This window comes from Acidimicrobiales bacterium (assembly GCA_036270875.1).
GTDB lineage: Bacteria > Actinomycetota > Acidimicrobiia > Acidimicrobiales > AC-9 > AC-9.
Genome location: DATBBR010000142.1, coordinates 1 through 24,537 on the forward strand (window position 1 = coordinate 1; position 24,537 = coordinate 24,537).

Annotated in this window: 26 protein-coding genes; 21 read left to right on the plus strand and 5 right to left on the minus strand. The window is 71.4% G+C overall.

Going from position 1 to position 24,537, the window contains the following annotated elements; all coding sequences use genetic code 11:
• The coding region (ftsH, locus tag VH112_13440; GenBank protein ID HEX4541238.1) for an ATP-dependent zinc metalloprotease FtsH at positions 1-1,365 on the plus strand (1,365 nt) is incomplete at its 5' end.
• 290 nt (positions 1,366-1,655) lie between these two features.
• Here the strand turns inward: ftsH and VH112_13445 are convergent.
• Positions 1,656-2,318, minus strand: coding sequence for an ATP-dependent Clp protease proteolytic subunit (locus VH112_13445; GenBank protein ID HEX4541239.1), 663 nt, complete (start codon positions 2,316-2,318; stop codon positions 1,656-1,658).
• Between the two features lie 106 nt (positions 2,319-2,424).
• Between VH112_13445 and VH112_13450 the strand changes: the two genes are divergently transcribed.
• On the plus strand, positions 2,425-2,742 hold the full coding sequence (locus tag VH112_13450) for a helix-turn-helix transcriptional regulator (GenBank protein ID HEX4541240.1): 318 nt from the start codon (positions 2,425-2,427) through the stop codon (positions 2,740-2,742).
• Positions 2,739-3,290 (plus strand): ATP-dependent Clp protease proteolytic subunit, encoded by a 552-nt coding sequence (locus VH112_13455; protein ID HEX4541241.1) that lies wholly within the window; start codon positions 2,739-2,741, stop codon positions 3,288-3,290. Before VH112_13450 ends, VH112_13455 begins: the two co-directional genes overlap by 4 nt.
• Positions 3,291-3,344: 54 nt before the next feature.
• Here the strand turns inward: VH112_13455 and VH112_13460 are convergent, their stop codons facing one another.
• A complete protein-coding gene (locus tag VH112_13460) occupies positions 3,345-3,557 on the minus strand; it encodes a hypothetical protein (GenBank protein ID HEX4541242.1) in 213 nt (70 codons plus the stop codon).
• 131 nt (positions 3,558-3,688) lie between these two features.
• Here VH112_13460 and VH112_13465 point away from each other — a divergent pair, with 131 nt between their 5' ends.
• On the plus strand, positions 3,689-3,874 hold the full coding sequence (locus VH112_13465) for a hypothetical protein (protein HEX4541243.1): 186 nt from the start codon (positions 3,689-3,691) through the stop codon (positions 3,872-3,874).
• Positions 3,875-3,913: 39 nt separating this feature from the next.
• Here the strand turns inward: VH112_13465 and VH112_13470 are convergent, their stop codons facing one another.
• The 3 genes from VH112_13470 to VH112_13480 form a co-directional block, all read right to left on the minus strand.
• A complete protein-coding gene (locus VH112_13470) occupies positions 3,914-4,678 on the minus strand; it encodes a hypothetical protein (protein ID HEX4541244.1) in 765 nt (254 codons plus the stop codon).
• A 61-nt stretch (positions 4,679-4,739) separates the two neighbouring features.
• The gene (locus VH112_13475) at positions 4,740-6,176 is read right to left on the minus strand and encodes a CUAEP/CCAEP-tail radical SAM protein (protein ID HEX4541245.1); all 1,437 of its coding nucleotides are present in this window, start codon (positions 6,174-6,176) and stop codon (positions 4,740-4,742) included.
• A gap of 10 nt (positions 6,177-6,186) precedes the next feature.
• Positions 6,187-7,425 carry an ATP-grasp domain-containing protein gene (locus tag VH112_13480; GenBank protein HEX4541246.1) on the minus strand — a complete coding sequence of 413 codons (1,239 nt, stop codon included), beginning with the start codon at positions 7,423-7,425 and terminating at the stop codon, positions 6,187-6,189.
• Positions 7,426-7,481: 56 nt separating this feature from the next.
• Here VH112_13480 and VH112_13485 point away from each other — a divergent pair, with 56 nt between their 5' ends.
• The 17 genes from VH112_13485 to pyrF all read left to right on the plus strand — a co-directional run bounded on the left by VH112_13485 (position 7,482) and on the right by pyrF (position 24,528).
• Entirely contained in the window at positions 7,482-8,138 is a 657-nt protein-coding gene (locus VH112_13485) for a NifU family protein (protein HEX4541247.1), read from the plus strand.
• Between the two features lie 80 nt (positions 8,139-8,218).
• A complete protein-coding gene (locus tag VH112_13490) occupies positions 8,219-9,406 on the plus strand; it encodes a serine hydrolase (protein HEX4541248.1) in 1,188 nt (395 codons plus the stop codon).
• Between the two features lie 9 nt (positions 9,407-9,415).
• On the plus strand, positions 9,416-10,030 hold the full coding sequence (locus tag VH112_13495) for an A24 family peptidase (protein ID HEX4541249.1): 615 nt from the start codon (positions 9,416-9,418) through the stop codon (positions 10,028-10,030).
• Between the two features lie 53 nt (positions 10,031-10,083).
• Entirely contained in the window at positions 10,084-11,271 is a 1,188-nt protein-coding gene (gene aroC / locus VH112_13500) for a chorismate synthase (GenBank protein HEX4541250.1), read from the plus strand.
• On the plus strand, positions 11,264-11,785 hold the full coding sequence (locus VH112_13505; protein HEX4541251.1) for a shikimate kinase: 522 nt from the start codon (positions 11,264-11,266) through the stop codon (positions 11,783-11,785). The genes aroC and VH112_13505 overlap by 8 nt, the downstream gene beginning before the upstream one ends.
• Positions 11,782-12,813, plus strand: a complete 1,032-nt coding sequence (locus VH112_13510; protein ID HEX4541252.1) for a 3-dehydroquinate synthase family protein — start codon at positions 11,782-11,784, stop codon at positions 12,811-12,813. Before VH112_13505 ends, VH112_13510 begins: the two co-directional genes overlap by 4 nt.
• Complete coding sequence (locus VH112_13515) at positions 12,810-13,274, plus strand: type II 3-dehydroquinate dehydratase (protein ID HEX4541253.1); 465 nt, start codon at positions 12,810-12,812, stop codon at positions 13,272-13,274. The genes VH112_13510 and VH112_13515 overlap by 4 nt, the downstream gene beginning before the upstream one ends.
• A gap of 261 nt (positions 13,275-13,535) precedes the next feature.
• Positions 13,536-14,651 (plus strand): Xaa-Pro peptidase family protein, encoded by a 1,116-nt coding sequence (locus VH112_13520; GenBank protein HEX4541254.1) that lies wholly within the window; start codon positions 13,536-13,538, stop codon positions 14,649-14,651.
• Positions 14,648-15,211, plus strand: coding sequence for an elongation factor P (gene efp / locus VH112_13525; GenBank protein HEX4541255.1), 564 nt, complete (start codon positions 14,648-14,650; stop codon positions 15,209-15,211). The genes VH112_13520 and efp overlap by 4 nt, the downstream gene beginning before the upstream one ends.
• Positions 15,212-15,217: 6 nt before the next feature.
• Positions 15,218-15,628, plus strand: a complete 411-nt coding sequence (nusB, locus tag VH112_13530) for a transcription antitermination factor NusB (GenBank protein ID HEX4541256.1) — start codon at positions 15,218-15,220, stop codon at positions 15,626-15,628.
• A gap of 64 nt (positions 15,629-15,692) precedes the next feature.
• Positions 15,693-16,262 (plus strand): bifunctional pyr operon transcriptional regulator/uracil phosphoribosyltransferase PyrR, encoded by a 570-nt coding sequence (gene pyrR, locus VH112_13535; GenBank protein HEX4541257.1) that lies wholly within the window; start codon positions 15,693-15,695, stop codon positions 16,260-16,262.
• Positions 16,259-17,224, plus strand: coding sequence for an aspartate carbamoyltransferase catalytic subunit (locus tag VH112_13540; protein HEX4541258.1), 966 nt, complete (start codon positions 16,259-16,261; stop codon positions 17,222-17,224). Before pyrR ends, VH112_13540 begins: the two co-directional genes overlap by 4 nt.
• Positions 17,214-18,506: a dihydroorotase gene (locus tag VH112_13545; protein HEX4541259.1), complete on the plus strand. Its 1,293-nt coding sequence runs from the start codon at positions 17,214-17,216 to the stop codon at positions 18,504-18,506. The genes VH112_13540 and VH112_13545 overlap by 11 nt, the downstream gene beginning before the upstream one ends.
• Positions 18,503-19,576, plus strand: coding sequence for a glutamine-hydrolyzing carbamoyl-phosphate synthase small subunit (gene carA, locus VH112_13550; GenBank protein ID HEX4541260.1), 1,074 nt, complete (start codon positions 18,503-18,505; stop codon positions 19,574-19,576). The genes VH112_13545 and carA overlap by 4 nt, the downstream gene beginning before the upstream one ends.
• Complete coding sequence (gene carB / locus VH112_13555) at positions 19,576-22,920, plus strand: carbamoyl-phosphate synthase large subunit (protein ID HEX4541261.1); 3,345 nt, start codon at positions 19,576-19,578, stop codon at positions 22,918-22,920. Before carA ends, carB begins: the two co-directional genes overlap by 1 nt.
• Positions 22,917-23,849: a dihydroorotate dehydrogenase gene (locus tag VH112_13560; protein HEX4541262.1), complete on the plus strand. Its 933-nt coding sequence runs from the start codon at positions 22,917-22,919 to the stop codon at positions 23,847-23,849. Before carB ends, VH112_13560 begins: the two co-directional genes overlap by 4 nt.
• Entirely contained in the window at positions 23,842-24,528 is a 687-nt protein-coding gene (gene pyrF / locus VH112_13565; GenBank protein HEX4541263.1) for an orotidine-5'-phosphate decarboxylase, read from the plus strand. Before VH112_13560 ends, pyrF begins: the two co-directional genes overlap by 8 nt.
• Positions 24,529-24,537 lie beyond the last annotated feature (9 nt).

A 24,537-nucleotide genomic window follows, 5' to 3' on the forward strand; every position in this document is an offset into this window, starting at 1 on the left:
CGCTTCGGCGATGTAGCCGGCTACGAGGGGGCCAAGCAGGAGGTCAGCGAGGTCGTCGACTTCCTCGCCCACCCCGACCGCTACGCCCGGGCGGGCGCCGTCGGGCCGCGGGGTGTACTCATGGTCGGGCCTCCCGGCACGGGCAAGACCCTGCTGGCCCGAGCGGTTGCGGGTGAAGCCGAGGTGCCGTTCTTTGCCATCACCGGCTCGAGCTTCGTCGAGCTGTTCGTCGGGGTGGGGGCGTCCCGGGTCCGGGACCTGTTCGCCACAGCTCGCAAGCGGGCGCCCTCGATCATCTTCATCGACGAGATCGATGCCATCGGCGGCCGCCGGGGTGCGTCGCTGTTCGCCTCCAACGACGAGCGGGAGCAGACCCTCAACCAGCTGCTGGCCGAGATGGACGGCTTCGACAAGGACACCGGGGTGGTCGTGCTCGCGGCCACCAACCGACCCGAGATCCTGGACCCCGCCTTGCTGCGCCCGGGCCGGTTCGACCGGACCGTTGAGATCCCGCTTCCCAACCGGGCCGAGCGGGCCAAGATCCTGGCCGTCCACACCAAGGGACGAAAGCTGGGACCAGACGTCGACCTCGACGTGGTGGCGGGCCTCACGCCCGGCTTCTCGGGCGCAGACCTCGCCAATCTGGTCAACGAGGCTGCCATCGTGGCGGTGCGGGCCGACCGAGAGGTGATCACCGCAGCCGACTTCTCCGATGCCCGCGATCGCATCCTGCTCGGACGCCGCGACGCGTCCAACGCCCTGCTGCCGGACGAGAAGCGAGCCGTCGCCGTGCACGAGGGGGGACACGCCCTGGTGGCGGTGCTCTCGGAGCACGCCGATCCCGTCGCCAAGGTCACCATCCTGCCGTCGGGAATGGCCCTCGGGGTCACCGAGCAGCTGCCGGTCGACGAGCGCCATCTGTATCCCCAGAGCTATTTGCTGGACTCCCTTGCCGTCCGCCTCGGCGGCCGGGCCAGCGAGCTCCTCGTGCTGGGCGAGGCGTCGAGTGGGGCGAGCAACGACCTCGCTGGCGCCACCGAGCTGGCGACCCGGATGATCCGGGACTTCGGCATGAGTCCCAGGCTGGGCCCGATCGGGTTCTCGTCTCCGACGCCCAACTACGTGAGCAGTGCCGATGGCCGCGGCCGGCCGTACGCCGAGGGCACCCAGCAGGTCATCGACGAAGAGGTGGAGCGGCTACTGCGAGAGGCGGAGGAGCGGGCGACGGGGCTGCTGACCGAGCACCGGCCCGCGCTCGACCGGGTCGTCGAGCTGCTCCTGGAGCGGGAGACCATCGACGGGAGCGAGGTCGAGCGGGCCGTCACCGCCACTGGGCGTCAGCCAGCTCGAGCCGGCACCGGCTGACGATCTCCCGGCGGGCGCCGACACGGCCCCGTCGTCGGCCGTGTCGTCGGGCTCGTGATCGCCGGCCTCGTCATGGTCGGCCTCGTCATCGTGGGCCTCCTCATCGGCCCCATCCTCGGGTTCGCCGGCGAGGTCGGTCCACCCGGCCCCCGGCTCCGCCCGCCACAAGACCCGACGGTGCTTGGGACCGCCACTCACCGTGAGCCGACCACACGCGCACGTCCGCACGTCCCAAGGGTGGAGGGAGTCCACGACGTCCCCGCAGACATCGCACCGCGCTGGGCGGCCCGTCACGACGCCGCGGCCGCCGCCAGCGCGGCCACACCCCGGCGGGGCGCGATGATGTCGTCGACGATGCCGTAGGCCCGGGCTTCGTCCGCGGTCATGTAGAAGTCGCGGTCGATGTCGCGCTCGACACGCTCGATCGGCTGGTGGGTGTGGTGGGCGAGGATCTCGGCCATGCGCCTGGTGGTGGCCAGCGCCTCCTGGAGCTGGATCTCCATGTCGCGTGGCGCCCCTCGGGCCCCGGCCGATCCCTGGTGGATCATGACCTTGGAGTTCGGCAGCGACGAGCGCTTGCCGGCCGCGCCGCCAGCGAGGATCATGGCCGCCGCCGACATGCCCATCCCCACGCAGATCGTGGCCACGTCGCAGTGGACGTGCTGCATCACGTCATAGATAGCCATCCCCGCGTAGGCGAGACCGCCCGGCGAGTTGATGTACAGGTAGATGTCCTTGTCGGGGTTCTCGGCGTCGAGGTACAGGATCTCGGCGATCAAGAGGTTGGCGATCTGGTCATCCACCTCCTGACCGAGGAAGACGATCCGTTCGCGGAGAAGGAGCGAGTAGATGTCGAATGCCCGCTCGCCGCGTGGTCCGCTGTCGAGGACGGTCGGGATCAGGGATTGGTACGACGCCACGATCACCTCGCTCTCTGGTGCTGCCGGCGGCATCACCGGTGGTTGATACCATACATGCGATACCAAAGGAGAGTTATCATCTTTGATATGAGCGAGGGTCGTCGGGCCGGGCGCCTGTCGACCGCTGCCGAGGGGACCGGTGGCTGAGCGGCGCCATGATCGCTACCTCCCCGGCTTCGGCGACATGGCCCGTCGCCGGCGGGCGCTCGCCGAAAGCCTGGTGGCGAGGCGGCTGGCGGTGGGAATGTCCCAGACCGAGGTGGCGGCCCGCATGGGAACGTCGCAGTCGGCCGTGGCCCGCCTCGAGTCGGGCCAGGGCGACGCGCGCCTGTCGAGCCTCGAGCGCTACGCCGCCGCCGTCGACCAGGTCATCGACTGGCGCCTCGGCGAGCCCGACGATGAGCGCGGTGCCGGTCGGGGCGGTGGTCCCGCACCGGGCCGGAAAGGCGACCGGTGACCGGACCATCCCCGTTCGGGGAACCGGGCGTGTCGGCCGAACGGGCCCTGCTCGACCGGAGGATCGTCCTGCTCAGCGGCAAGATCGACTCGGCGCGGGCCAGCGAGGCGGCGGCCACGGTGATGACCTTGGACGCGCTCGGGGACGACCCGGTCGAGCTTCGGCTCAACGCCGAGTCCGACTCACTGGATGTCGCCTTCACCCTCATGGACACCATCGAGGTGCTCGGCGTCCAGGTCAACGCCACGGTGGCCAGCACCGTCGGCGGCACCATCGCCGGTGTGCTCGCCGTCTGCACCAACCGCCGCATCGGCGCCCTGGGGCGGATCCACCTGCGCGAGCCGACGGCCGACTTCTCGGGGGCGGCGACCGACCTGCACCGGCGGGCAACCGGTCTGGAGACCCAGGTGCGGAGCTACCTGCGCCGGCTGGCCGAGGCGACTGGACAGGCCTTCGAGCACGTCGAGGCCGACCTGCGTCTCGGGCGGCACCTCACGGCCGAGTCTGCGCTCGGCTACGGCATCGTCGACGAGATCGTCCGCCCGTAGCCAGGCCCTGCTGTCCCCCGGACGGGGGACCCATGGCGGTCAGTCGGCCCGCTCCTAGCCCCCGCCCCCGTCGCCGTCCCGGGGACGGAGGTCGATGCGCAGCGTCAGGATCCCATCATCGAGCGTCCCCTGGGCGTCCCCGATCATGGCGAAGTCCATGAAGTCGCGCTGGGCCTGCTCGGCGAAGCGCCGCCGCTCGGCGCCCTCGATGGGCGGAAGTCCCCGACTTCGCACCGCCGCGGCCCGCTGCCGAAAACGCTCTATCATGGCTTGAACGTCAAGCTCCTCGGGCATTGCGCCAGACCCTAGCGAGTTCCTGAGCGGCTTCGGAGAGCTTGATCGCGAGAGCGGCGGGGTACACTGTCGCCACAGCACCTGTCGACACGTGGGAGCGGCTCGTGAAGAAGGGACGTCACCGGCGCTTCGAAGAGGCACGCACGTTGAAGCTCGGGCAGCAGGGTCAAACCACGGTGCGTGACGCCGACGGCGCTGCCGAGCAGTGCCCGGAGTGCGGAGCCGACCCTCAGGAGGGCCACGCCTCGTGGTGTCTGGCCGAGGCCGAGGAGCTCGACGAGGAAGCCTGACGCCGCAGGTCGGCAGGCCGCCACGGGCACGTCCGGTGCTCAGCGACGGCGGATGGCGGGATGGGGCACGGGTACGGCCGGGTACGCCCTGCCATCGAGGTAGCGGTCGGCGAGGTAGCGGCTCACCCGATCGTAGGTTGCCTGCCCCACCAGAGCGATGAGCTCGTCGCGCATCGTGCGGAACACCGGCTCGGCGCCGACGAAGGCGTCGGGGGCCTCGGTGCACCACCAGTGGAACTCGGCCCCTCCGGCGCCCCAGTGCCGGCGTTCCCATTGACCGACGGTCGTGGTCACGTGCCCGTCGTCGCCGGCATCGTCCTCGCGGCGGAGCGGCAGCTGCCAGCACACGTTGGGCTTCAGCTCCATCGGCGGTTGGCGCCGCTCGACGGCAGCCAGGTGCAGCGCACAGCCGGCGCCCCCCGGGAAACCCGGCCGGTTCAAGAAGACACAGGCCCCGTCGACGATCCTCGTCGCCAGGTCGCCCGACCGTGTGCGCTTGAGCGCACCCGTCCGCGCTCGATGAGCGAGCTGCCACTGGTCAGGCCCGAGCGTTGCCGCCGCGTCCTCCACACGGGCCGCGTCCTCCTCGTCGGTGAAGTGGGCGCCGTAGGAGCAGCACCCCTGGCCCAGCTCCGGAGCGGCCGCGGTCAGGACGCCCTGGCAGCCGCGACCGAAGATGCAGGTCCACGGGCTCAGCAGGAATGTGACGTCGAAGACCCACGTCCGTTCCTCGTCGGGGTCCTCGAAGCTCACCCACTCGTGAACCCCATCCGGCTGCTTGCCGTTGCGTCTCGATCGGGACATCACGGCCACGGTAGTCGTACCCGTCGCAGTCGGACGGTATCTGGGGCGGTTTTCCCCGTCGTCAGTCGGACAGCCGGCCGAGCGAGCCGAACTGACCGGCGGTCGGCTCCGCGCAGCAGAACCACGGCTCGGTCAGGCGAGGTCGATGCGATCCCGATCGAGCGCCGACGAGAGCCGCCGCGTCATCGGCGCAGCCCGCGCCCTCGTCGTGGCGTCCGCCGTTCATCGCCTCGCTGATGGCCTGCCGGATTCGCACGTAGCTGGTCCCCACGGCCTCGTCCTCGGCGGCGGCCCGCTCGGCGATCGAGGCCAGGTCGGCTTGAAGGGCGTCCACCCGAGCATCGGGTGAGCGCCACGTGTAGCTGAGGAGATCGGGGTCGTAGGGGCCGAGCGGCTCTTGGACGTCGTCGAGGATCAAGGAGCCTCGGGGTACGAGCAGCCTGATGCTGTACTGGACCGCGTCGACGTTGGGGACCAGGTCGTTGCGGGCGACAAAGTCCACGATGTCCGCGATGTCATGCATCGACGTCCAGGGCGTGAAGGGCAGCCACGATGGACGGATCTCGATCCCGTGGGCGCGCAGGATCTCGACCGCCTCGGCGGCCTGGGCGGCCGTGTGCCCCTTGTCCAGGCGGGCGAGGATCTCGTCGTTCACGGATTCGAACGCCGACACGACGAACAGGCACCCGGCGGACGCCATCTCGTCCCAGATCCCGCGGAGGGCGAGGATGTGCTCGACCTTGGTCGTGCAGTCGAAGGTGAGCTGCGGGAAGCGCTCGTGCATGGCGCGCACCACCCTGAGCGAGTGGTGCGGGCCGTTGAGGAAGTCGGGGTCGCCGAAGGTGATGTGCCGTGCGCCCATGCCCACCAGGTTGGCGACGTCGGCGACGACGACGTCCTCGCCCACGAGACGTGTGCGGCCGTCGTAGACGACCGGCACGGGGCAATGGCGACAACGGTGTGCGCAGCCGTGGCTGGCCTCGACATAGCCGACCGGGCGCTCCTCCCCGTCGACGGCCAGGCGCGCATAGCGATCGAGGGGCGGCAGCAGGTGACGGGCCGGCGTGGAGAACCTGCCCCTGCCCAGCTCGACGGTGACCGGGCTGGGGTCGGGGCGGCCCTCAGCCGCCAACTGGGCGACCCAGGCGAGGAGGGCAGGCTCGTACTCGCCGGCGATCGCCCGGTCTGCGAGGCCGGCGACGGCGGGGTCGGCCGCCATCGGTGCATACAGGCCGTAGAAGCACAGCGGCAGCTCCGGGCGGCGCTGCCGCACCGCGGCGGCGGCGGCCACCGCCAGCCGCATGGCGGTGTGCATGGGCACCGAGAAGGCCACCGCATCGGCCCAGTCCACCGCCTCGGGCGCCAGCTCGTCCCACTGCTGCACCGACAGGTCAAGACAGCGCGCCTCGTGGCCGGTGCGCGCCAGCGCTGCAGCGGGAGAAGCGACATGGAGGGGCTGATGGCCCAGCTCGTAGGTGGACACGAGCAGCACTCTCACTCCGGCCACGCTAACCGTCGCCCTGCTCGTCATCTACGACGCGCACGCCGAGGTGGGCGTGCGCCCGGCGAAGACTGGCCTCGACCTCCTCGGCGGTATCGCCCTTGGCGAACAGGAAGCCGAGGTAACGGTCTCCTTCGGGGAGCGGACGGACCGGCCGGCCCGGCGCGATAGAGATGTCCAGGCCCGTGATGCCCGGCACCCGGAGGGCCTCCTCCTGACCGGACACGCCCTCCAGGCGACCTCGGGCGGGGATCGGGAGCATCATCACCCCTGCCGCCCGCTGCTCGCGGGAGAGCCCGTCGAGGGGCATGCCCAGGGCGTGGGCCACGATGAGCCGCTCGAGACTGAGGCCGACCCCGAACGACAGCGAGCGGGAGCACAGACCGCCGATCGAGCGGGCCGCGACCTCGATCAGCCACGCGGTCCCGCCCTCGGTGCGCAGCTCGACGTGGACCGGCCCCTCGACCAGACCCATGGCAGCGCAGGCGGCGGCCGCCGTCCGCTCCACTGCGGCCACGGCTGACGGTGCCAGCCGGGACGGGGTGACGTAGATCGTCTCCTCGAAGTACGGCCCCTCGAGCGGATCCGGCTTGTCGAACACGGCCAGGGTCTCGAGCACACCGCCTCGGAGCAGCCCCTCGACCGCCACCTCGGCGCCGGGAACAAAGGTCTCCACGAGGAGGCGACCACGGGGGTCCTCACCAGCATCGGCCGCGATGGCCCTGACCCGGTCGCCGGCGAGCTTGGCTCCCGGCGGGTCGTCCGCCCTGATGACGCCGCGGCTGGCCGACAGGGACGTGGGCTTGATCACGCACGGGAATCCGACCGTTGCCGCCGCCGCGGCGACGTCCTCGTCCGGCCCGACGCTGGCGAACCGAGGCTGCACAACGCCGGCGGCGGCCAGGGTCTCCCGCATGGCCAGCTTGTCCCTCGTCGCCATCACCGCGTCGGGGGGGTTGTGGGGCAGGCCCAGGTCGCCGGCAGCCATGGCCGCGGCGAGGACCCCCTGGTCGTCGACGGCGACGATGCCATCGATCCGGCGCCGGCGGGAGAGGGCGACGATGGACGCCGCGGCCGCCTCCGGGCGCCGCAGGTCGATCTGGAGGAACGTGTCCTTCATGATGTCGGCCAGCACCTGGCGGCGCTCCGAGGCCACGACCACCTCGGCGCCGACCTCGGCGGCGGCGGCGAGAAAGTCGCTGGCCCGGTAGGTGGCCGTGGGAAGGATCAGGAGAAGGCGAGCCACGGATCTATCATGTGGACGATGACACCTCAGCCGAGGCTACCGTCAGGGGTGAAGACATGAGCTCGCAGCAGACACCTGAGTTCCAGCCCGTGCTGAAGGTCAGCGACCAGGCTCGCGGCATGGTGCTCGACGTCCGGGGCCAGGAGACCGACGGTGATCGCCTGGCCCTCTGGCTGGAGGTCAGCGGCGTCGCCGGCTCCAACTACACCTATGACATGTACTTCCAGGCGGCGGTGGACGCTGGTCCCGACGACCTGGTGCAGCACGACGACGAGCTCACCATCGTGATCCCCGAGGCCAGCGTGGACAAGATCCGCGGCGCAACACTCGACGTGAGCGGCGCCGGCGATGACGCGGGGATGGTCATCATCAACCCCAACTCCCCGCCCCCCTCGGGCAGCCCGGCCATGGGTGACAGGCCACCGGCGGACCTGAGCGGCGACGTCGCCCAGCGAGTGGTCGCCGTCCTCGACCGCCAGATCAACCCGAGCATCGCCTCCCACGGAGGCCGGGCCGACCTGGTGGCCGTGGAGGACTCCACCGCCTATCTCCGCCTGAGCGGCGGCTGCCAGGGCTGCGGGCTGGCCAAGGTCACGCTGAGCCAAGGCATCGAGGTGGCGATCACCGACGCAATTCCGGAGGTGACGTCGGTGGTCGACGTCACCGATCATGCCAGCGGCGACAACCCCTACTTCGAGCCGGCCAAGAAGTAAGGAGCATTCACCACAAGCACGCGGCGACGCGCCCCGTTTGATGGTGCATCGCGGCGCCACCGGGGTCCTAGTCTTGGCCGGTGGATCTGTGGGCGGTCAGGCGCCACTACGTCGTCGCGCTGCTGGGGCTTCTGGCCGCCATGCTCTCGGCCGCAGCATCGGGACCGCAGGTCGCGTACGCGGCGGAGCCGCCTCCGCCGGCCCCCGCTCCCGCACCTCCCGCCCTGCCTCCGCCAGGTACCCCCGGCTTGGCTCCTCCGCTCGGGCCGAGAGCCTGGGTCGTCGTCGACGCCGACACGGGCAACGTGATCACTGCCGCTGACGACCACTCGCCCATGCGCCCCGCCAGCATCAGCAAGGTGCTGACGGCGATCATCGCCGCCCAGCACCTGCCACCGGACGCCGTGGTGCCCGTCAGCCCCGTGGCCGCCGGCGCCGAGTCGGTGAACCTGGGCATGAAGGCGGGACAGGTCTGGAGCTTCACCGACACGCTCCACGCCATGCTCATGCTCTCGGCGAACGACGCGGCCACTGCCCTGGCCGAGAGGGTCAGCGGCTCACGAGAGGCGTTCGTGAACGAGATGGCGCGCACGGGAGCCGCCCTGCATCTGGTCGACCACCCTGTCCTGCGCGACCCCGCAGGGCTCGACGACCAGTTCTCCGTCCTCGGGGGGAACTTCGTCTCCGCCTACGACCTTGCCGTCATCGCCCGCACGGCCCTGGCTATCCCCGAGATCCGCCAGATCGTAGACCTGCCCGAGTACCGGTTCACGGCGCCCGACGGGGTGGTCCACGTTATCCGCAACGTCGACCGAGGCTTGGAGCTGTACCCAGGCGCCATCGGCATCAAGACCGGCTACACGAAAGCGGCGGGGAACACGTTCATGGCCGCTGCGACCCGCAACGGGCGGACGATGCTGGCGGTCGTCCTCCAGTCGCCGGACATCTACCGCTCGGCGAGCGCGCTCCTCGACGTGGGCTTCGCCACCCCGGTGGCCAGGGAGACGCGGGTCGACCACCTGCCTGCGCTCTCGACGTCGGCGCCGGCATCGGCGGCCACGACGGAGCCGGTCACCCGGCGGGCCGCGCGCAGCCTGGCGGTGGCTCCGGCCCACGGTGCCGGTCTCTTCGACGGGTTGGTGCGTGACACCGTTCTCGCCGTGGCCGCGACCATTCTCGTGCTGGCCGCCGTCGTGGTGGTGCTCCGGCGTCGAGCGGTACGGCGCCGACGGACGCGCTTGGGGCCGCTGGCGACACGGCGCTACTAATCTGCGGCGGTGGCCGCGTTGCTGGTGGGCGCCTGTGCCGCGGGTGGGCTGGGTGCCGGATCCCTCGTGCACCGCGGCCGTCCGTACACAGAGCTGTCGACGGCGACGTTGTTCGCGGCAGCAGGCGCGCGGTTCGGGCTCGCCGCCGTCCTTCCTGCCTACTGCCTCTTCTTCGCGGCCCTGGTGACGCTGGCCGCCATCGACGTGGAGCAGCGGCTGATCCCGAACCGTGTCCTGCGCCCCGCCCTGGCCCTGACGGTGCCGCTGCTGGGCGGAGCGGCAATAGTCGACGGCGCCGGTCAGGCCGCGCTCGATGCCCTCGTGGGTGGCGCCCTGGCCTTCGCCGCTCTGGCTCTCGTGCACCTGGCCCAGCCCCGGGGCCTCGGCTTCGGCGACGTTCGGCTGGGTGGTTTCATCGGCCTCTACCTGGGCTGGCTCGGCCTCGGTGAGGTCGTCGTGGGACTGGTGCTCGGGTTCCTGCTCGCCGCCCTCGCCGGGCTGGTTCTGATGGCGGCGACGGGCAGGGGCTTGATGGTGCGGCTGCCCTTTGCTCCCTTTCTCGGCGCCGGCGCCGTGCTCGCCGTGCTCTGGGGCGGTCCGCTCGCCCGCGCCTGGTCGGGCTGATCGCCCACGGCTGTCACGGCCGACGGCGGGGACCCACCGGTACATTGGGCTCTGTGCTGCGCTTCCTCACCGCCGGGGAGTCCCATGGACAGGCGCTGGTCGTCGTCGTCGAGGGGCTTCCTGCCGGCCTGCCCATCACGGTGGAGGAGGTGCAGGGTGAGCTGGCCCGGCGGCGGCTCGGGTATGGCCGGGGCCCTCGGATGCGGTTCGAGGCGGACGAGGTGACCCTGCTCGGAGGCATCCGCCACGGCCGGACGCTGGGCTCCCCGGTGGCCATCGTGATCGCCAACACCGAGTGGCCGAAGTGGTCGGAGGAGATGTCGCCGGGACCGGGCGCGCCCTCCAGGGTGCTGACCCAGCCGCGGCCCGGTCATGCCGACCTGGCGGGCATGCAGAAGTACGGCTTCGACGACGCCCGTGACGTCCTCGAGCGGGCATCGGCGCGCGAGACGGCCGCTCGTGTCGCCGCCGGCACCTGCGCCAAGGCCCTGTTGGCCCGACTCGGGATCGAGGTGCTCAGCCACGTGGTGGCCGTGGGGTCGGTCGAGGCTCGAGCCGGCGCCCGGCCCGAGCCCGGTGACCTGCCTCGCATCGACGCCTCACCGCTCCGGTGCTTCGATCCCGAGGTGGAGCAGGCCATGGTGGCCGAGGTCAAGGCGGCGGCCAAGGTCGGCGACTCACTGGGCGGCGAGGCCGAGATCCTGGCCTACGGCGTCCCGGTCGGGCTCGGGAGCCACGTCCACTGGGACCGCAAGCTCGACGGACTTCTGGCGCAGGCCCTGATGAGCATCCAGGCGGTGAAGTCCGTGGGCCTCGGGGACGGCGCCGACCTGGCCGCCAAGCGGGGCTCGGAGGCGCATGACGCCATCGCGTGGGACGCCGATTCCGGTGCCTACTGGCGCGAGACAACCCGGGCCGGTGGAGTGGAAGGCGGCATGTCCACCGGGGGCCTCCTGGTGGCCAGGGTGGCCATGAAGCCGTTGGCCACGCTCAACCGGCCCGTGCTCAAGACCGTCGATGTCGTCTCGAAGGAAGAGACGCTCTCGTTCAAGGAGCGCACGGACGTCACCGCCGTGCCCGCCATGGGCGTGGTGGCCGAGACCATGGTGGCGCTCACCCTGGCCGGGGAGGCGCTGCGGAAGTTCGGGGGCGACTCGCTGGACGAGGTGCGGCGCAATCGCGACGCCTACCTGGCCAGCCTGGGCGAGTCGGTGTCGCCGGTCGGTGCCGGGGATGGCTGAGCACATCTTCATCGTGGGGATGATGGGATCCGGGAAGACGACGATCGGTCGGCTCCTCGCCAAGCGGCTCGGGTGGCGTCATCTCGACAGCGACGAGCAGGTGGGGCGGGACACCGGGCAGACGGTTCCGGAGATCTTCGCCCAGCGGGGCGAGCCGGCCTTTCGCGCTGCCGAGGCGCGCGCCCTCGCCGCCGCTGCCGTCGCTGACACGCCAACGGTGGTCTCGGTGGCCGGCGGCGCCGTGCTCGATCCAGACAATCGTCACGTGCTGCGGCGCGGTGGTGTGGTGGTCTGGCTGTGGGCCCCGGTGGAGACGCTGGCCCAGCGCGTCGGCGATGGTGCCGGGCGGCCGCTGCTCGGCGACGACCCTGCCGCCGCCCTCCGCCACCTGTACGCCGAGCGGCGCCCCGTCTACCAGGACCTGGCCCAGGCCGTCGTGGACGTCGACGGCGTCGACGTCCGTACTGTGGTTGATCGGGTGCTCGCCGCCCTGCCATTGGACACGCGTCGATGATCCGGGTCCCGGTCTCGCTCGGGGACCGGTCCTACGAGGTGCTGGTCGGTCCGGGCGCTCGTCATCGTCTGCTCGAGGTACTCCCCGCCGGCGTTGACCGCGCTGCGGTGGTCACCCAGGCCGCGGTCGACGTGGCCGTCGATCCCGGTGTGGAGTGGAGTCCGTTCCTGATCGGCGAGGGGGAGGGGGCCAAGAGCCTCGCCAGCGTCGAGGAGCTGTGCCGGGGATTCGCCCGCTGGGGCCTCACTCGCGCCGATGTCGTCGTTGCCGTCGGCGGCGGGGTGGTCACCGACGTGGCCGGCTTCGCCGCGGCCACGTACCACCGCGGCGTCCCCGTGGTGCATGTGGCCACCACCCTGCTGGCCCAGGTGGACGCCGCCATCGGCGGCAAGACCGGCGTCAACATCCCCGAGGGCAAGAACCTGGTTGGCGCCTTCTGGCAGCCCGCCGCAGTCCTGTGCGACACCGAGGTGCTCGAGTCCCTGCCCCCGCGGGAATACCAGAGCGGGCTCGGTGAGCTGGCCAAGTACGCATTCCTTGGTGCCGAAGGGCTCGCCGACCTGCCCCTCGCCGAACGAGTGGCGCGCTGCGTGGAGATCAAGGCCGAGGTCGTCGCAGCCGACGAGAAGGAGGCAGGCCGGCGAGCCGTGCTCAACTACGGCCACACGTTGGCCCACGCCCTCGAGACGCTCGCCCCCGACATCGGCGCGGATCTCCGCCACGGCGAGGCCGTCGGCATCGGGCTCGTGTTCGCCGCCCTGCTGGCCCGACGGCTGGGGAGGATCGACAGCGAGCGGGTGAGGGACCATCGGCGGGTGGTGGAGGGGTACGGCCTTCCCGTCGAGCTCCCGGCCGAAGCCGACGCGGGCCGGCTGATCGACCTCATGGCGAGGGACAAGAAGGCGACCACCGGCCTCACCTTCGTGCTCGACAGCTCCCGGGGTGTCGAGCTCGTTCGGGGTGTCGATCGCTCCGACGTTCGAGCGGCCCTGGCGGACATGGACAAGGTCGGCGGCGAGGCCCGATGACATCACCGCTCCTGCTCCTGCTCTCGGGCCCCAACCTCGACCTGCTGGGCGAACGCCAACCCGAGCTCTACGGGCGGGCCACGCTGGCGGAGCACGTCGACACTGCCGAGACCGCAGCCCGTCGCCACGGGCTGGCCCTGGAGCACACCCAGTCCAACCACGAGGGCGTGCTCGTCGACGCCATCCACGAGGCGCGCCACCGGGCCGCCGCCATCATCATCAACGCCGGTGCCCTGACCCACTACGCCTGGTCGCTGCACGACGCCCTGGCCAGCTTCGACGGGGTGGTCATCGAGGTGCACCTGTCGCATCCCAACGCCCGAGAGCCCTGGCGGCACGTCTCGGTCGTGGCGCCGGTCGCCGACGGCTCCATCGCCGGCTTCGGCGGCCTCGGCTACGAGCTCGCCGTCGACGCCGTGGCCCGGATCCTCGCCGCCCGTTCGGATGCGGGCCGGGTATGACGGGCGCCGCCCGGGGGCGGCGACGCCCTCAGCGCCTAGAGTCGAGCGCGTGAGGGGACGCCGGCAGGTGTTCGACGAGAGGTGGAGCTGAGTGACGAGACAGACGGCCGGGGCGACGCTGACGAGACCTCCTCTGTTCCACATTTGGTCGAAAGTGGGCGTTGCGGCCGAGGGCGCGGCACCCCATTTCGACCAAAGGTGGAACAGCACGACGATCACCGGTTCCGTCGACGGGCCGGCGCGTCGGGATGCAGCAGCGTGATGACGGACACCGCCACCATGCCGCCGATGGATGTGGCCGCCCGCCTCCCCCGGTTGCGGGAGCGACTCAGCGACGCTGGCTGCGACGCCCTGGTCGTCACCAACCTGTCCAACGTCGGGTACCTGACCGGGTTCACCGGCTCGGCCGGCATCCTCCTGGTCACGCCGGGAGACGCTGTCCTGGTCACTGACGGGCGCTACAAGACCCAGTCCCAGGAGCAGCTGGCGGCGGCCGGAGTGGACGCCCGCGTCGAGATCGGTGGCGTGGCGGCCCAGCTGGAGGCCCTCACCACCGCAGCCCGGGGAGTCGGTCGGGTGGGCCTCGAGGCAACCGACGTCACCTGGTCCCGTCAGCGGAGGTTCGCGGCCGAGGTGTTCAGCGGGGCCGAGCTGGTGCCGACCGAGGGCGTCGTCGAGGACTTCCGCCGGGTGAAGGACGCGGGAGAGCTGGCCCGCATGGAGGCGGCGGCCGGCATCGCCGACGCCGCCCTGGCCGAGGTGAGGGGCCTGCTGGCCGAGCGGGTGACCGAGGCCGATCTGGCCCTGGAGCTCGACTTCGCCATGCGCCGGCTCGGCGCTGCCGGCAGCTCCTTCGACACGATCGTGGCCGCCGGACCGAACGGGGCCAAGCCGCACGCCCGTCCCTCGGCCCGGCGGATCGAGGCGGGCGAGCTGGTGGTGATCGACTTCGGTGCCATCGTCGACGGGTACTGCTCGGACATGACCAGGACGCTGTGGGTCGGAGATCTCGGGGCGGGCGTCGCCGGCCGCATGGTCGAGGTGGTGGCCGCCAGCCAGGCCGCGGGCGTGCAGGCGGTGCGGGCCGGCGCGTCGTGCGCCGACGTCGACGAGGCCTGCCGCGAGGTGATCGCAGAGGCCGGTTGGGCCGACGCCTTCCTGCACTCGACCGGCCACGGCGTCGGGCTCGATATCCACGAAGCGCCGTGGGTGGCGTCGACGTCCACTGATAGCCTCGAGGCGTCCTCGGTCGTCACGGTGGAGCCGGGCGTGTACCTCCCCGATACCGGCGGGGTCCGCATCGAGGACACCGTCGTGGTCACTCCCGATGGCTGCCGAGCATTGACCAAATCGCCTAAGGACCTCATCACCACATGACCGTCTCGACCAACGATCTCAAGAACGGCATGACCCTCGACCTTTCCGAGGGGCTGGTCTCCGTGGTCGAGTTCCAGCACGTGAAGCCAGGCAAAGGCGGCGCTTTCGTGCGGACCAAGCTGAAGAACGTGCGAACCGGCGCCGTGCTGGAGCGGACCTTCCGCGCCGACGAGAAGGTCGAGCAGGCGCTTATCGACAAGCGCGAGATGCAGTACCTGTACCGCGACGGAGAGCAGTACGTGTTCATGGACACCGCCTCCTACGATCAGCTCCACGTCGAGGCGCCGGCCCTTGGTGACTCGGCCCGTTTCATCAAGGAGGGGGACTCGGCGGTCCTCTCGCTCTATGACGGCGAGATCGTCGGGGTCGACCTGCCCGCGGCCGTGGAGCTGACAGTGTCCGAGACCGAGCCGGGCCTGCAGGGCGACCGGGTCTCGGGCGCGCGCAAGCCGGCCACGCTCGAGACGGGTCTCGTCGTCTCGGTGCCTCTGTTCGTCAACACTGGCGACCGCATCAAGGTCGACACCCGCTCCGCCGAGTACCTCACCCGAGCCCAGTAGCGTGCGATGAGTGTCGGCACCCGCCGCGCGGAGCGCGAGCGGGCCCTGTCGCTCCTCTACGAGGCGGAAGCCAAGGATCTGCGCGCCGCCGCCCTCCTGGCCCAGCTCCCCGTGTCGCCCGAGCCCTTCGTCGTGGACCTGGTGACCGGTGTCGACGGCCACCGCGACCGCATCGACGAGCTCATCAGCCGGCACGCCATCGACTGGACGCTGGACCGCATGCCCGCCGTCGATCGCAGCATCCTGCGACTCGGAGCCTATGAGCTGCTCGAACGCCCGGACATCCCGGTGGGAGCGGTGATCTCCGAGGCGGTCGAGCTGGCCAAGCGGTACTCGACGGACGAGTCGGGACGATTCGTCAACGGCATGTTGGCGAGCATCGCGTCCGAGACCCGTCCAGCGAGCGCGTCCGACTGATAAGCTCCTGGTCTGACCGTGAAGTGGGTCCCGTGAGGCCTGCACGGACAGTGGAGGAAGACTCTTGGCCGAGCGAGAGCGGCACCTGACGCCCCCCCGGAGGGGCGTTTTTGTTGCCCGGGCCCAGGTGATGACGGCCGAGGACGTGCGTCGGGCCCTGACCCGAATCGCCCACGAGGTCATCGAGCGCAACCGGGGCCTCGAGCGCGTGGCCCTCGTCGGGCTCCAGACGGGCGGGGCGCCCCTGGCCCGCCGGTTGGCGGCGATCCTCGAGGAGATCGAGGGGACCGCAGTGCCGATGGGCAGCCTCGACGTGGCCTTCTACCGCGACGACATCGGGCTGCGACCGGTGCTGCCGGAGGCGGTGACGAGCATCGACTTCGAGGTGTCGGGCCGGGTCGTCGTGATGGTCGACGACGTCCTTTTCACGGGCCGCACCGTACGGGCCGCGCTCAACGCGCTCAACGACTACGGGCGGGCCCAGGCCGTGCAGCTGGCGGTGATGGTCGACCGGGGCCATCGTGAGCTGCCCATCCGCCCCGACTACGTCGGGAAGAACCTGCCCACCCGTCGTGACGAGCTGGTCGATGTGAGCGAGGAGGGCGTGGTCATCGGCGATCTGGTGGGCCGGTGACGGGATCGGTCAACGGGCCGGTGACGACCGCTCGCCACCTTCTCTCGATCGCCGATCTCGGTCGGGACGGGATCGAGGAGGTGATGCGGGTCGCAGATTCGTTCGTCGAGGTCGGCCAGCGCGCCATCCCCAAGGTGCCAGCGCTGCGGGGCAAGACCGTCGTGTCGCTGTTCTGCGAGGACTCGACCCGGACCCGGTTGTCGTTCGAGACGGCGGCCCGGCGGCTCTCGGCCGACACCATGAACTTCTCGGCATCGTCGTCCTCGTTGAGCAAGGGCGAGTCGCTCCGGGACACCGTCGAGACGATCGACGCCATGGGCGTGCACGCGCTCGTCGTCCGCCACCCCTCCGCTGGCGTGCCCTGGCAGGTCGCCTCGTGGGTGTCCGCCTCGGTGATCAATGCCGGCGACGGGTGGCACGAGCACCCCACCCAGGCCCTCCTCGACTGCTACACGATCCGCCAGAGCGTCGGGTCCGACCGGGCCTTCGAGGGTCTCCGCGTCGCCATCGTGGGTGACGTGAAGCACAGCCGGGTGGCGCGATCGAACATCGTCGCCTTCTCCACTCTTGGCGCCGAGGTGACGGTCGTGGCGCCTCCGACACTGCTGCCGCCGTCGCTCGCAGGGTGGCCGGTCGTGGTGAGCCACGACCTGGACACGGTGCTGCCCAAGTCCGATGTGGTCTACCTGCTGCGGCTCCAGTCCGAGCGGGCCACGGAGTCGCTTCTTCCGTCGGTGCGCGAGTACACCGCCGGCTACGGGTTGACCAGGGCTCGAGGCCGCCTGCTGGCCGAGCGGGCCCTGGTGATGCACCCCGGACCCATGAACCGCGGTGTCGAGATCGCCGCCGAGCTGGCGGCGCTGCCCAACTCCCTCGTCACCCGCCAGGTCGCCAACGGCGTCGCCGTGCGCATGGCCGTGCTGTTCCTGCTCTTGGGCTCGGGGGCAGACCTTGGCGCGTGAGCTCGTGGTCCGCGGGGGCAGGGTGGTCGACGCCACCGGGGAGCGGCGGGCCGACGTGGCCGTGGCCGACGGCGCGGTCGTGGCCGTCGAGGCCGATCTCGAGCCGTCGTCGGATGCCGTGGTGCTCGATGCCGGCGGCTGCGTCGTGGCCCCGGGGCTGGTGGACCTCCACACCCATCTGCGCGAGCCCGGGCGGGAAGAAGCCGAGCGGGTCGAGAGCGGCGCTCGCGCCGCTGCCCTGGGCGGCTACACCGCCGTGGTCGCCATGCCCAACACCGATCCGCCGATCGACTCCGTCGCCGTGGTTCGCCAGGTGCTCGACCTCGGCGCAACGGCGGCGGCCGATGTCGCCGTGGCCGGGGCCATCACCGTTGGCCGGGAGGGCGAGCGCCTTGCTCCCCTGGCCGAGATGGCTGCCCTCGGCGTGCGCCTCTTCACCGACGACGGCACCGGCGTGCAGGACGCCCGGCTCATGCGGCGGGCCCTCGAGTACGCCTCGGCGCTCGACGTCGTGCTGGCCCAGCACTGCGAGGAGTCCCGGCTGGCTGCCGGCGGGCAGATGCACGAGGGAGAGTGGTCCAGTCGCCTCGGCGTTCCCGGCATCCCGGCCGCCGCCGAGGAGCTGATGGTCTATCGCGACATCAGCCTGGCCCGGCTCACCGGGGCCCGCGTCCACCTTCTCCATGTGTCCACCGCCGCCTCGGTCGCGATGGTGGAGGCGGCCAAGGCCGAGGGTCTGCCCGTGTCGGCCGAGGCGGCTCCGCACCACCTCTGCCTCACCGACGCCGAGCTGGCCGGCTATGACCCCGTGTTCAAGGTGAACCCGCCGCTGCGGGGCCCGTCGGACGTGGCCGCCGTGCGCGCCGGGCTCGCCAACGGTGCTCTCGACGCCATCGCCACCGACCACGCCCCCCACCCCCAGGAGGCCAAGGAGGCTCCCTTCGACGCCGCGCCACCGGGGATGATCGGCTTGGAGACGGCACTGGCGGTGGCCCTCCACGAGCTGAGTGGCGTGCTGTCGATCGCCGCCATCATGGCCCTCCTGTCCTGGCGTCCGGCGCAGATCGCAGGGCTCTCGGCCGACCACGGTGGGCCGATCGCGCCCGGGACCTCCGCCAACCTGTGCGTGATCGACCCCCGGGCCACCTGGGTCGTCGACCCCGCCCGGATGGCCAGCCGGAGCCGTAACACGCCGTTCGCCGGACGCCGCCTGACCGGGCGCGTGCGGCACACCGTGTACCGGGGTGAGCCCGTCGTCATCGACGGGGAGGCCCAGCGGTGAGCGACGCCCTCCTCGTGCTCGCCGACGGCGCCGTGTTCGAGGGCGAGACGGTCGGCGCCGCTGGGCGCGGAGGGGTCGCCACGGGCGAGGTGGTGTTCAACACGGTGATGAGCGGCTACCAGGAGGTCGTCACCGACCCGTCGTACGCAGGTCAGGTGATCGCCTTCACCTATCCCCACATCGGCAACTACGGCGTGGCTCCCGAGGATGACGAGAGCCGCCGGCCGTGGTGCCGGGGTGTCGTGGTGCGCGACCTGGCGACCCGGCCCAGCAGCTGGCGCTCCGTCGAGAGCTTGGGCGGCTTCCTGGAGCGGCACGGCGTCCCCGGCATCGCCGGCATCGACACCCGGCGTCTCACCCGCCACATCCGAGAGGCGGGCGCGCTGCCGTGCGCCTTCGGTCCCGCCGACGAACAGACGCTGCTGGCGGCGGCCCAGGCCGAACCCGGCACCGAAGGCGTCGACCTGGCGACCGCGGTCACCACCCCGGAGCCCTACGAGGTCGGTGACGGGCCCCTCCGCGTGGTGGCCTACGACTTCGGCATCAAGCGGGCGATGCTGCGCCGGCTCGGGGCCATGGCCCGCGTGCAGGTGGTCCCGGCCACGACGCCGGCCGAGGAGGTGCTGGCCGACCGGCCCGACGGCGTCCTGCTCTCGAACGGGCCGGGCGACCCGTCAGCGCTTGGTTACGCGGTGGACACCATCACTTCCATGCTCGGAGAGGTGCCGGTGTTCGGGATCTGCCTCGGTCACCAGCTCCTGGCCACCGCGCTGGGCGGGCGCACCTACAAGCTGACGTTCGGGCACCACGGAGGCAACCACCCCGTGCGCCGGCTCACCTCGGACAGTGTCGAGATCACCAGCCAGAACCACAACTACGCGGTCGCCGAGGGCTCCGTGCCCGGCGCCGATGTCACCCACGTCAATCTCAACGACGGGGTCGTCGAGGGATTGCGCAGCCGCGAGCTGGCCGCATTCGGGGTGCAGTACCACCCCGAGGCCGGTCCGGGACCACACGACGCGGAGTACCTGTTCGAGGAGTTTCGTCTCCTCATGGAGGCGGGCCGCTGATGCCCCGCCGCGACGACCTGTCGTCCATCCTCGTCATCGGGTCGGGTCCCATCGTGATCGGCCAGGCGTGCGAGTTCGACTACTCCGGCACCCAGGCGTGTCGCGTCCTCGTCGAAGAGGGCTACCGGGTCGTGCTGGCCAACTCGAACCCGGCCACGATCATGACCGATCCGGAGTTCGCCCATCGCACCTATGTGGAGCCGCTGGACGTCGACGTGCTGGCCGCCATCATCGAGCGCGAGCGCCCTGACGCCGTCCTCGGGACCCTGGGAGGCCAGACAGCCCTCAACCTGGCCGTGGGCCTCGTCGAGCGGGGGGTGCTCGAGCGCTTCGGTGTCGAGCTGATCGGCGCCAGCGCCGAGGCCATCCACACCGCCGAGGACCGCGAGCGCTTCAAGGCGGCGATGACAGAGATCGGCCTCTCCGTCCCTCCGTCGGGTTTCGCCTACAACCTCGAAGACGCGCTCGGTGTCGCCCGGGAGATCGGCTTCCCGCTCATCGTGCGCCCGTCGTTCATCCTCGGTGGCGCGGGCACGGGCATCGCCCACGACCTCGACAGCTTCCGCGCCTTGGCCCGGACCGCCCTCGCCACCAGCCCCATCTCGGAGATCCTCATCGAGCGATCCATCGCCGGTTGGAAGGAGTATGAGCTCGAGGTCATGCGCGACAGGGTGGACAACTGTGTCGTCGTGTGCTCGATCGAGAACCTCGATCCAATGGGTGTCCACACGGGCGACTCGATCACGGTTGCTCCGATCCAGACGCTCGCCGACGTCGAGTACCAGAGGATGCGCGACGCCGCGTTTGCCTGCATCCGTCGCATCGGGGTGGAGACCGGAGGCTCCAACATCCAGTTCGCCGTCGATCCGGAGCGCGGCGACATGGCCGTGATCGAGATGAACCCGCGCGTGTCGCGCTCGAGCGCGTTGGCCTCCAAGGCGACGGGGTTCCCCATCGCCAAGATCGCCGCCCGGTTGGCTGTCGGCTACACGCTGGACGAGATTGCCAACGACATCACGCGCGAGACACCCGCCAGCTTCGAGCCCACCATCGACTACGTCGTGACCAAGGTCCCGCGCTGGGCGTTCGAGAAGTTCCCCGGGATCCCCGATGCCCTGGGGACCAGCATGCAGTCGGTGGGCGAGGCCATGGCGATCGGCCGCACCTTCCCCGAGTCGCTGCAAAAGGCGCTCCGTTCTCTCGAGCACGGCCGCTGGGGCCTGAACTGCGACCCAGGCGAGACGATGCTCGACTCGCTCTCCGACGACGAGCTCGTCCGGCGGGCGTCGGTGGCGACACCGGATCGGCCCTTCCAGCTGGAAGCGGCGTTGCGCCGCGGCATCGGAGCCGAACGCCTGGCCTCGGCCACCGGTGTCGACGAATGGTTCCTCGGCCAGATCGGGCGCATCGTGGCGGAGCGCCAGCGCCTGGCCGGCCGCCGTGTCGGGGACATGGCCCGTAGCGACTGGCGGCGGGCGAAGAGGCTGGGATTCGGCGACGCGCAGCTGGCGCGGCTGCTCGGCTCGACCGATGATGCCGTTCGCGGCGCCCGCCTGGCTGCCGGCGTACGACCGACGTTCAAGACCGTCGACACGTGTGGCGCCGAGTTCGAAGCGGCGACGCCGTACCACTACTCGACCTACGAGGACGAGGACGAGGTCCGGCCCAGCCGCCGGCCGACAGTGATCGTGCTCGGCTCGGGGCCCAACCGCATCGGCCAGGGGATCGAGTTCGACTACTGCTGCGTGCAGGCGAGCTTCGCCCTGCGCCAGGCCGGCTACGAGACCGTCATGGTCAACTCCAACCCGGAGACCGTCTCGACGGACTACGACACCAGCGACCGCTTGTACTTCGAGCCCGTGGGAGAGGAGGAGGTTCGCAACGTCATCGAGGCGGAGCAGGCAGCCGCCCAGGCGGGCGGAGACGTCGTGGGGGTTGTCGTGAGCCTCGGCGGCCAGACGCCGCTCAAGCTGGCGGGACGGCTACCCCGTGAGCTGGTGCTGGGCACGAGCCCGGACGCCATCGACCTGGCCGAGGACCGCGAGCGCTGGAGCGCGTTGTGCGCCCGGCTCGAGATTCCCCAGCCCGCGGGGGCCACGGCGACGTCGGTCGACGAGGCCCTGGCCGTGCTCGACCGGATCGGCTACCCGGCCCTGCTGCGTCCCAGCTATGTGCTCGGGGGCCGGGCTATGGAAATCGTCTACGACGAGCCCGGCCTGCGCCACGCCATGGCTGCTCTGGCACCGTTCGGGGGAACGGGCGCGGCAGGCTCCCTCGGGCGCGAGGGTGGGCTGTCGGCGGAGCGGCCAGTGCTGGTGGACCGGTTCCTCGAGGACGCCGTCGAGGTGGACGTGGACGCCGTGCGCGACCGCACCGGCGAGATCGTGATCGGTGCCGTGATGGAGCACGTCGAGGAGGCCGGGGTGCACTCGGGCGACTCGGCGTGCGTGATCCCACCGCCCACGCTGCCCACGTCGACGGTGGAGGTCATCGAGAGCTACACCCGGGCCATCGCCGACGCCCTCGACGTCCGGGGGCCGGTCAATGTCCAGTACGCGGTCAAGCAGGGGCAGGTGTTCGTGATCGAGGCCAACCCGCGGGCCAGCCGCACGGTGCCGTTCGTGGCCAAGGCCACCGGCGTGGCCCTCGCCAAGGTGGCGGCGCGGGTCATCGTGGGGGCCACGCTCGCCGAGCTGCGAGCCGAGGGGCTGCTGGCGTCGCCGGGTGGCGGCGATCGCGTGAGCGTGAAGGAGGCGGTACTGCCCTTCGAGCGGTTCCCGGACGTCGACACGCTGCTGGGACCGGAGATGCGCTCGACCGGAGAGGTGATGGGCGTCGACCGGACCTTCGGCCTCGCCTTCGCCAAGAGCCAGATGGCGGCCGGGGCCCGCCTTCCGGACGCGGGCGCCGTGTTCCTGTCGCTGGCCGATCGGGACAAGGCGGCTGGCCTGGGCGCCGCCGTTCGCTTCGTCGAGCTCGGCTTCTCGCTCGCCGCCACGGCCGGAACGGCCGCGTTCCTCGAGGAGCACGGCGTGCCCGTCGAGACGATCGTCGCCAAGGTGGGGGATGTCAGGAGCGGAGGCCACAGCGAGGGCGTCGACGCCGTCGAGCTCATCGCCAGCGGCAAGGTCAAGCTCGTCGTGAACACCCCACGGGGCCGGGGGCCGCGCGCCGACGGCGCCTACATCCGCACCACGGCCAGCGTGCACGGCGTGCCCTGTCTGACCACGGTGGCGGCGGCGCGCGCCGCGGCCGCCGGGATCGCCGACTGGGCGGGCACCCCGTTGACGGTGCGTTCGCTGCAGGAGCTGCACCAAGGCGACCAGCTGCGGCTGCCGTTGTGAGACGGTCCCGCCCGCCGGTCGATCTCGCCACGATGGTCGGCTCGCTGGCGCTTCCCAACCCGATCATGACGGCCTCGGGGACCTCCGGCCACGGAGCGGAGCTGGCTCCGTATGTGGAGCTCGGGTCGCTCGGGGCCGTGGTCGTCAAGTCGCTGTCGGCCGAGCCCTACCCCGGCAACCCGGCCCCCCGGGTGCACGGCACGACCACCGGGATGCTGAACAGCGTCGGCCTCCAGGGCCCGGGCGTGGAGTCGTGGCTGGAGCGCGAGCTGCCGCCGCTGCTCGCGACAGGCGCCAGAGTTGTCGCCAGCATCTGGGGACAACGGGTCGAGGACTTCGCCAAGGCGGCGACCATGTTGGCCGAGGCTCCACCCCAGGTGGTTGCGATCGAGGTGAACGTGAGCTGTCCCAACCTCGAGGACCGCAGCCGGATGTTCGCCCATTCGCCGACGGCCACCGCCGAGGCGGTGTCGGCCAGCGCTGCTGGCGACCGGCCCCGCTGGGTGAAGCTGAGCCCCAACGTCACCGACGTGCGCGAGATCGCCGGTGCCGCACTGGCCGCCGGAGCCGAGTCGCTCACCTTGGTCAACACCGTGCTGGGTCTGGCCATCGATCCCGAGACCCGCGCCCCGCGCTTGGGCGCGGGTGGTGGTGGGCTCTCCGGGCCGGCCATCCACCCGATCGCCGTGCGCGCCGTGCACGACTGTCGCGCCGCATTTCCCGCAGCGTCCATCGTCGGTGTCGGCGGGGTGACGCGGGGGACCGACGCCATCGAGCTGCTGCTCGCTGGAGCCGCCGCCGTCCAGGTCGGCACGGCCACCTTCGCCAACCCCCGGGCTCCGGCGCGCGTGCTCGCCGAGGTGGCCCGGTGGTGCCAGGAGCACCGGGTCCCCCGTGTCACCGAGCTGATCGGAGCGGCCCATGGCTGAACCCGCGCGCGAGCACCTCGCCCTTGCCCTCGACGTCGACGACCTCGACGTCGCCCTCAGCATGGCCCGTCGTCTCGAGCCCTGGTTCTCCGTCGCCAAGGTGGGTCTGGAGCTGTTCGGGGCCGTGGGCCCCCGCGCTGTCGACGAGCTCGTCGGGCTTGGCTTCCCAGTCCTCCTCGACCTCAAGTTGCACGACATCCCCACCACGGTGGGTCGGGCCGCCCGGGCGCTCGGTCGACAGGGCGTGCGCTACCTCACCCTCCACGCGCAGGGCGGCACCTCGATGCTGCGGGCCGGGGTGGAGGGCTTGGCCGAGGGCGCGGCGACGGTAGGGGCGAGCGCGCCGTCAGCCCTGGGGGTGACCGTGCTGACCAGTGTTCGAGAACCGGCCGAGGGCGTCGTCGAGGAACGCATCCTCGCCGCCCTGGAGGCGGGGTGCGGTGGCGTGGTGTGCGCCGCCGAGGACATCGGCACGGCCAAGCGGCTCGCTCCGCAACTGCTCGCCGTGGTCCCCGGCATCCGACCGGCGGGGACGGCGCGCGACGATCAGGCCCGAGCCGCCACACCGAGGACCGCGTTGAACGCCGGAGCCGACCTGCTCGTCGTCGGCAGGGCGGTGACCGCCGCCGATCACCCCGAGTCGGCGGCCGAAGCGCTGGCCAGCTCTCTGGGCGGATAAACCGGCCGC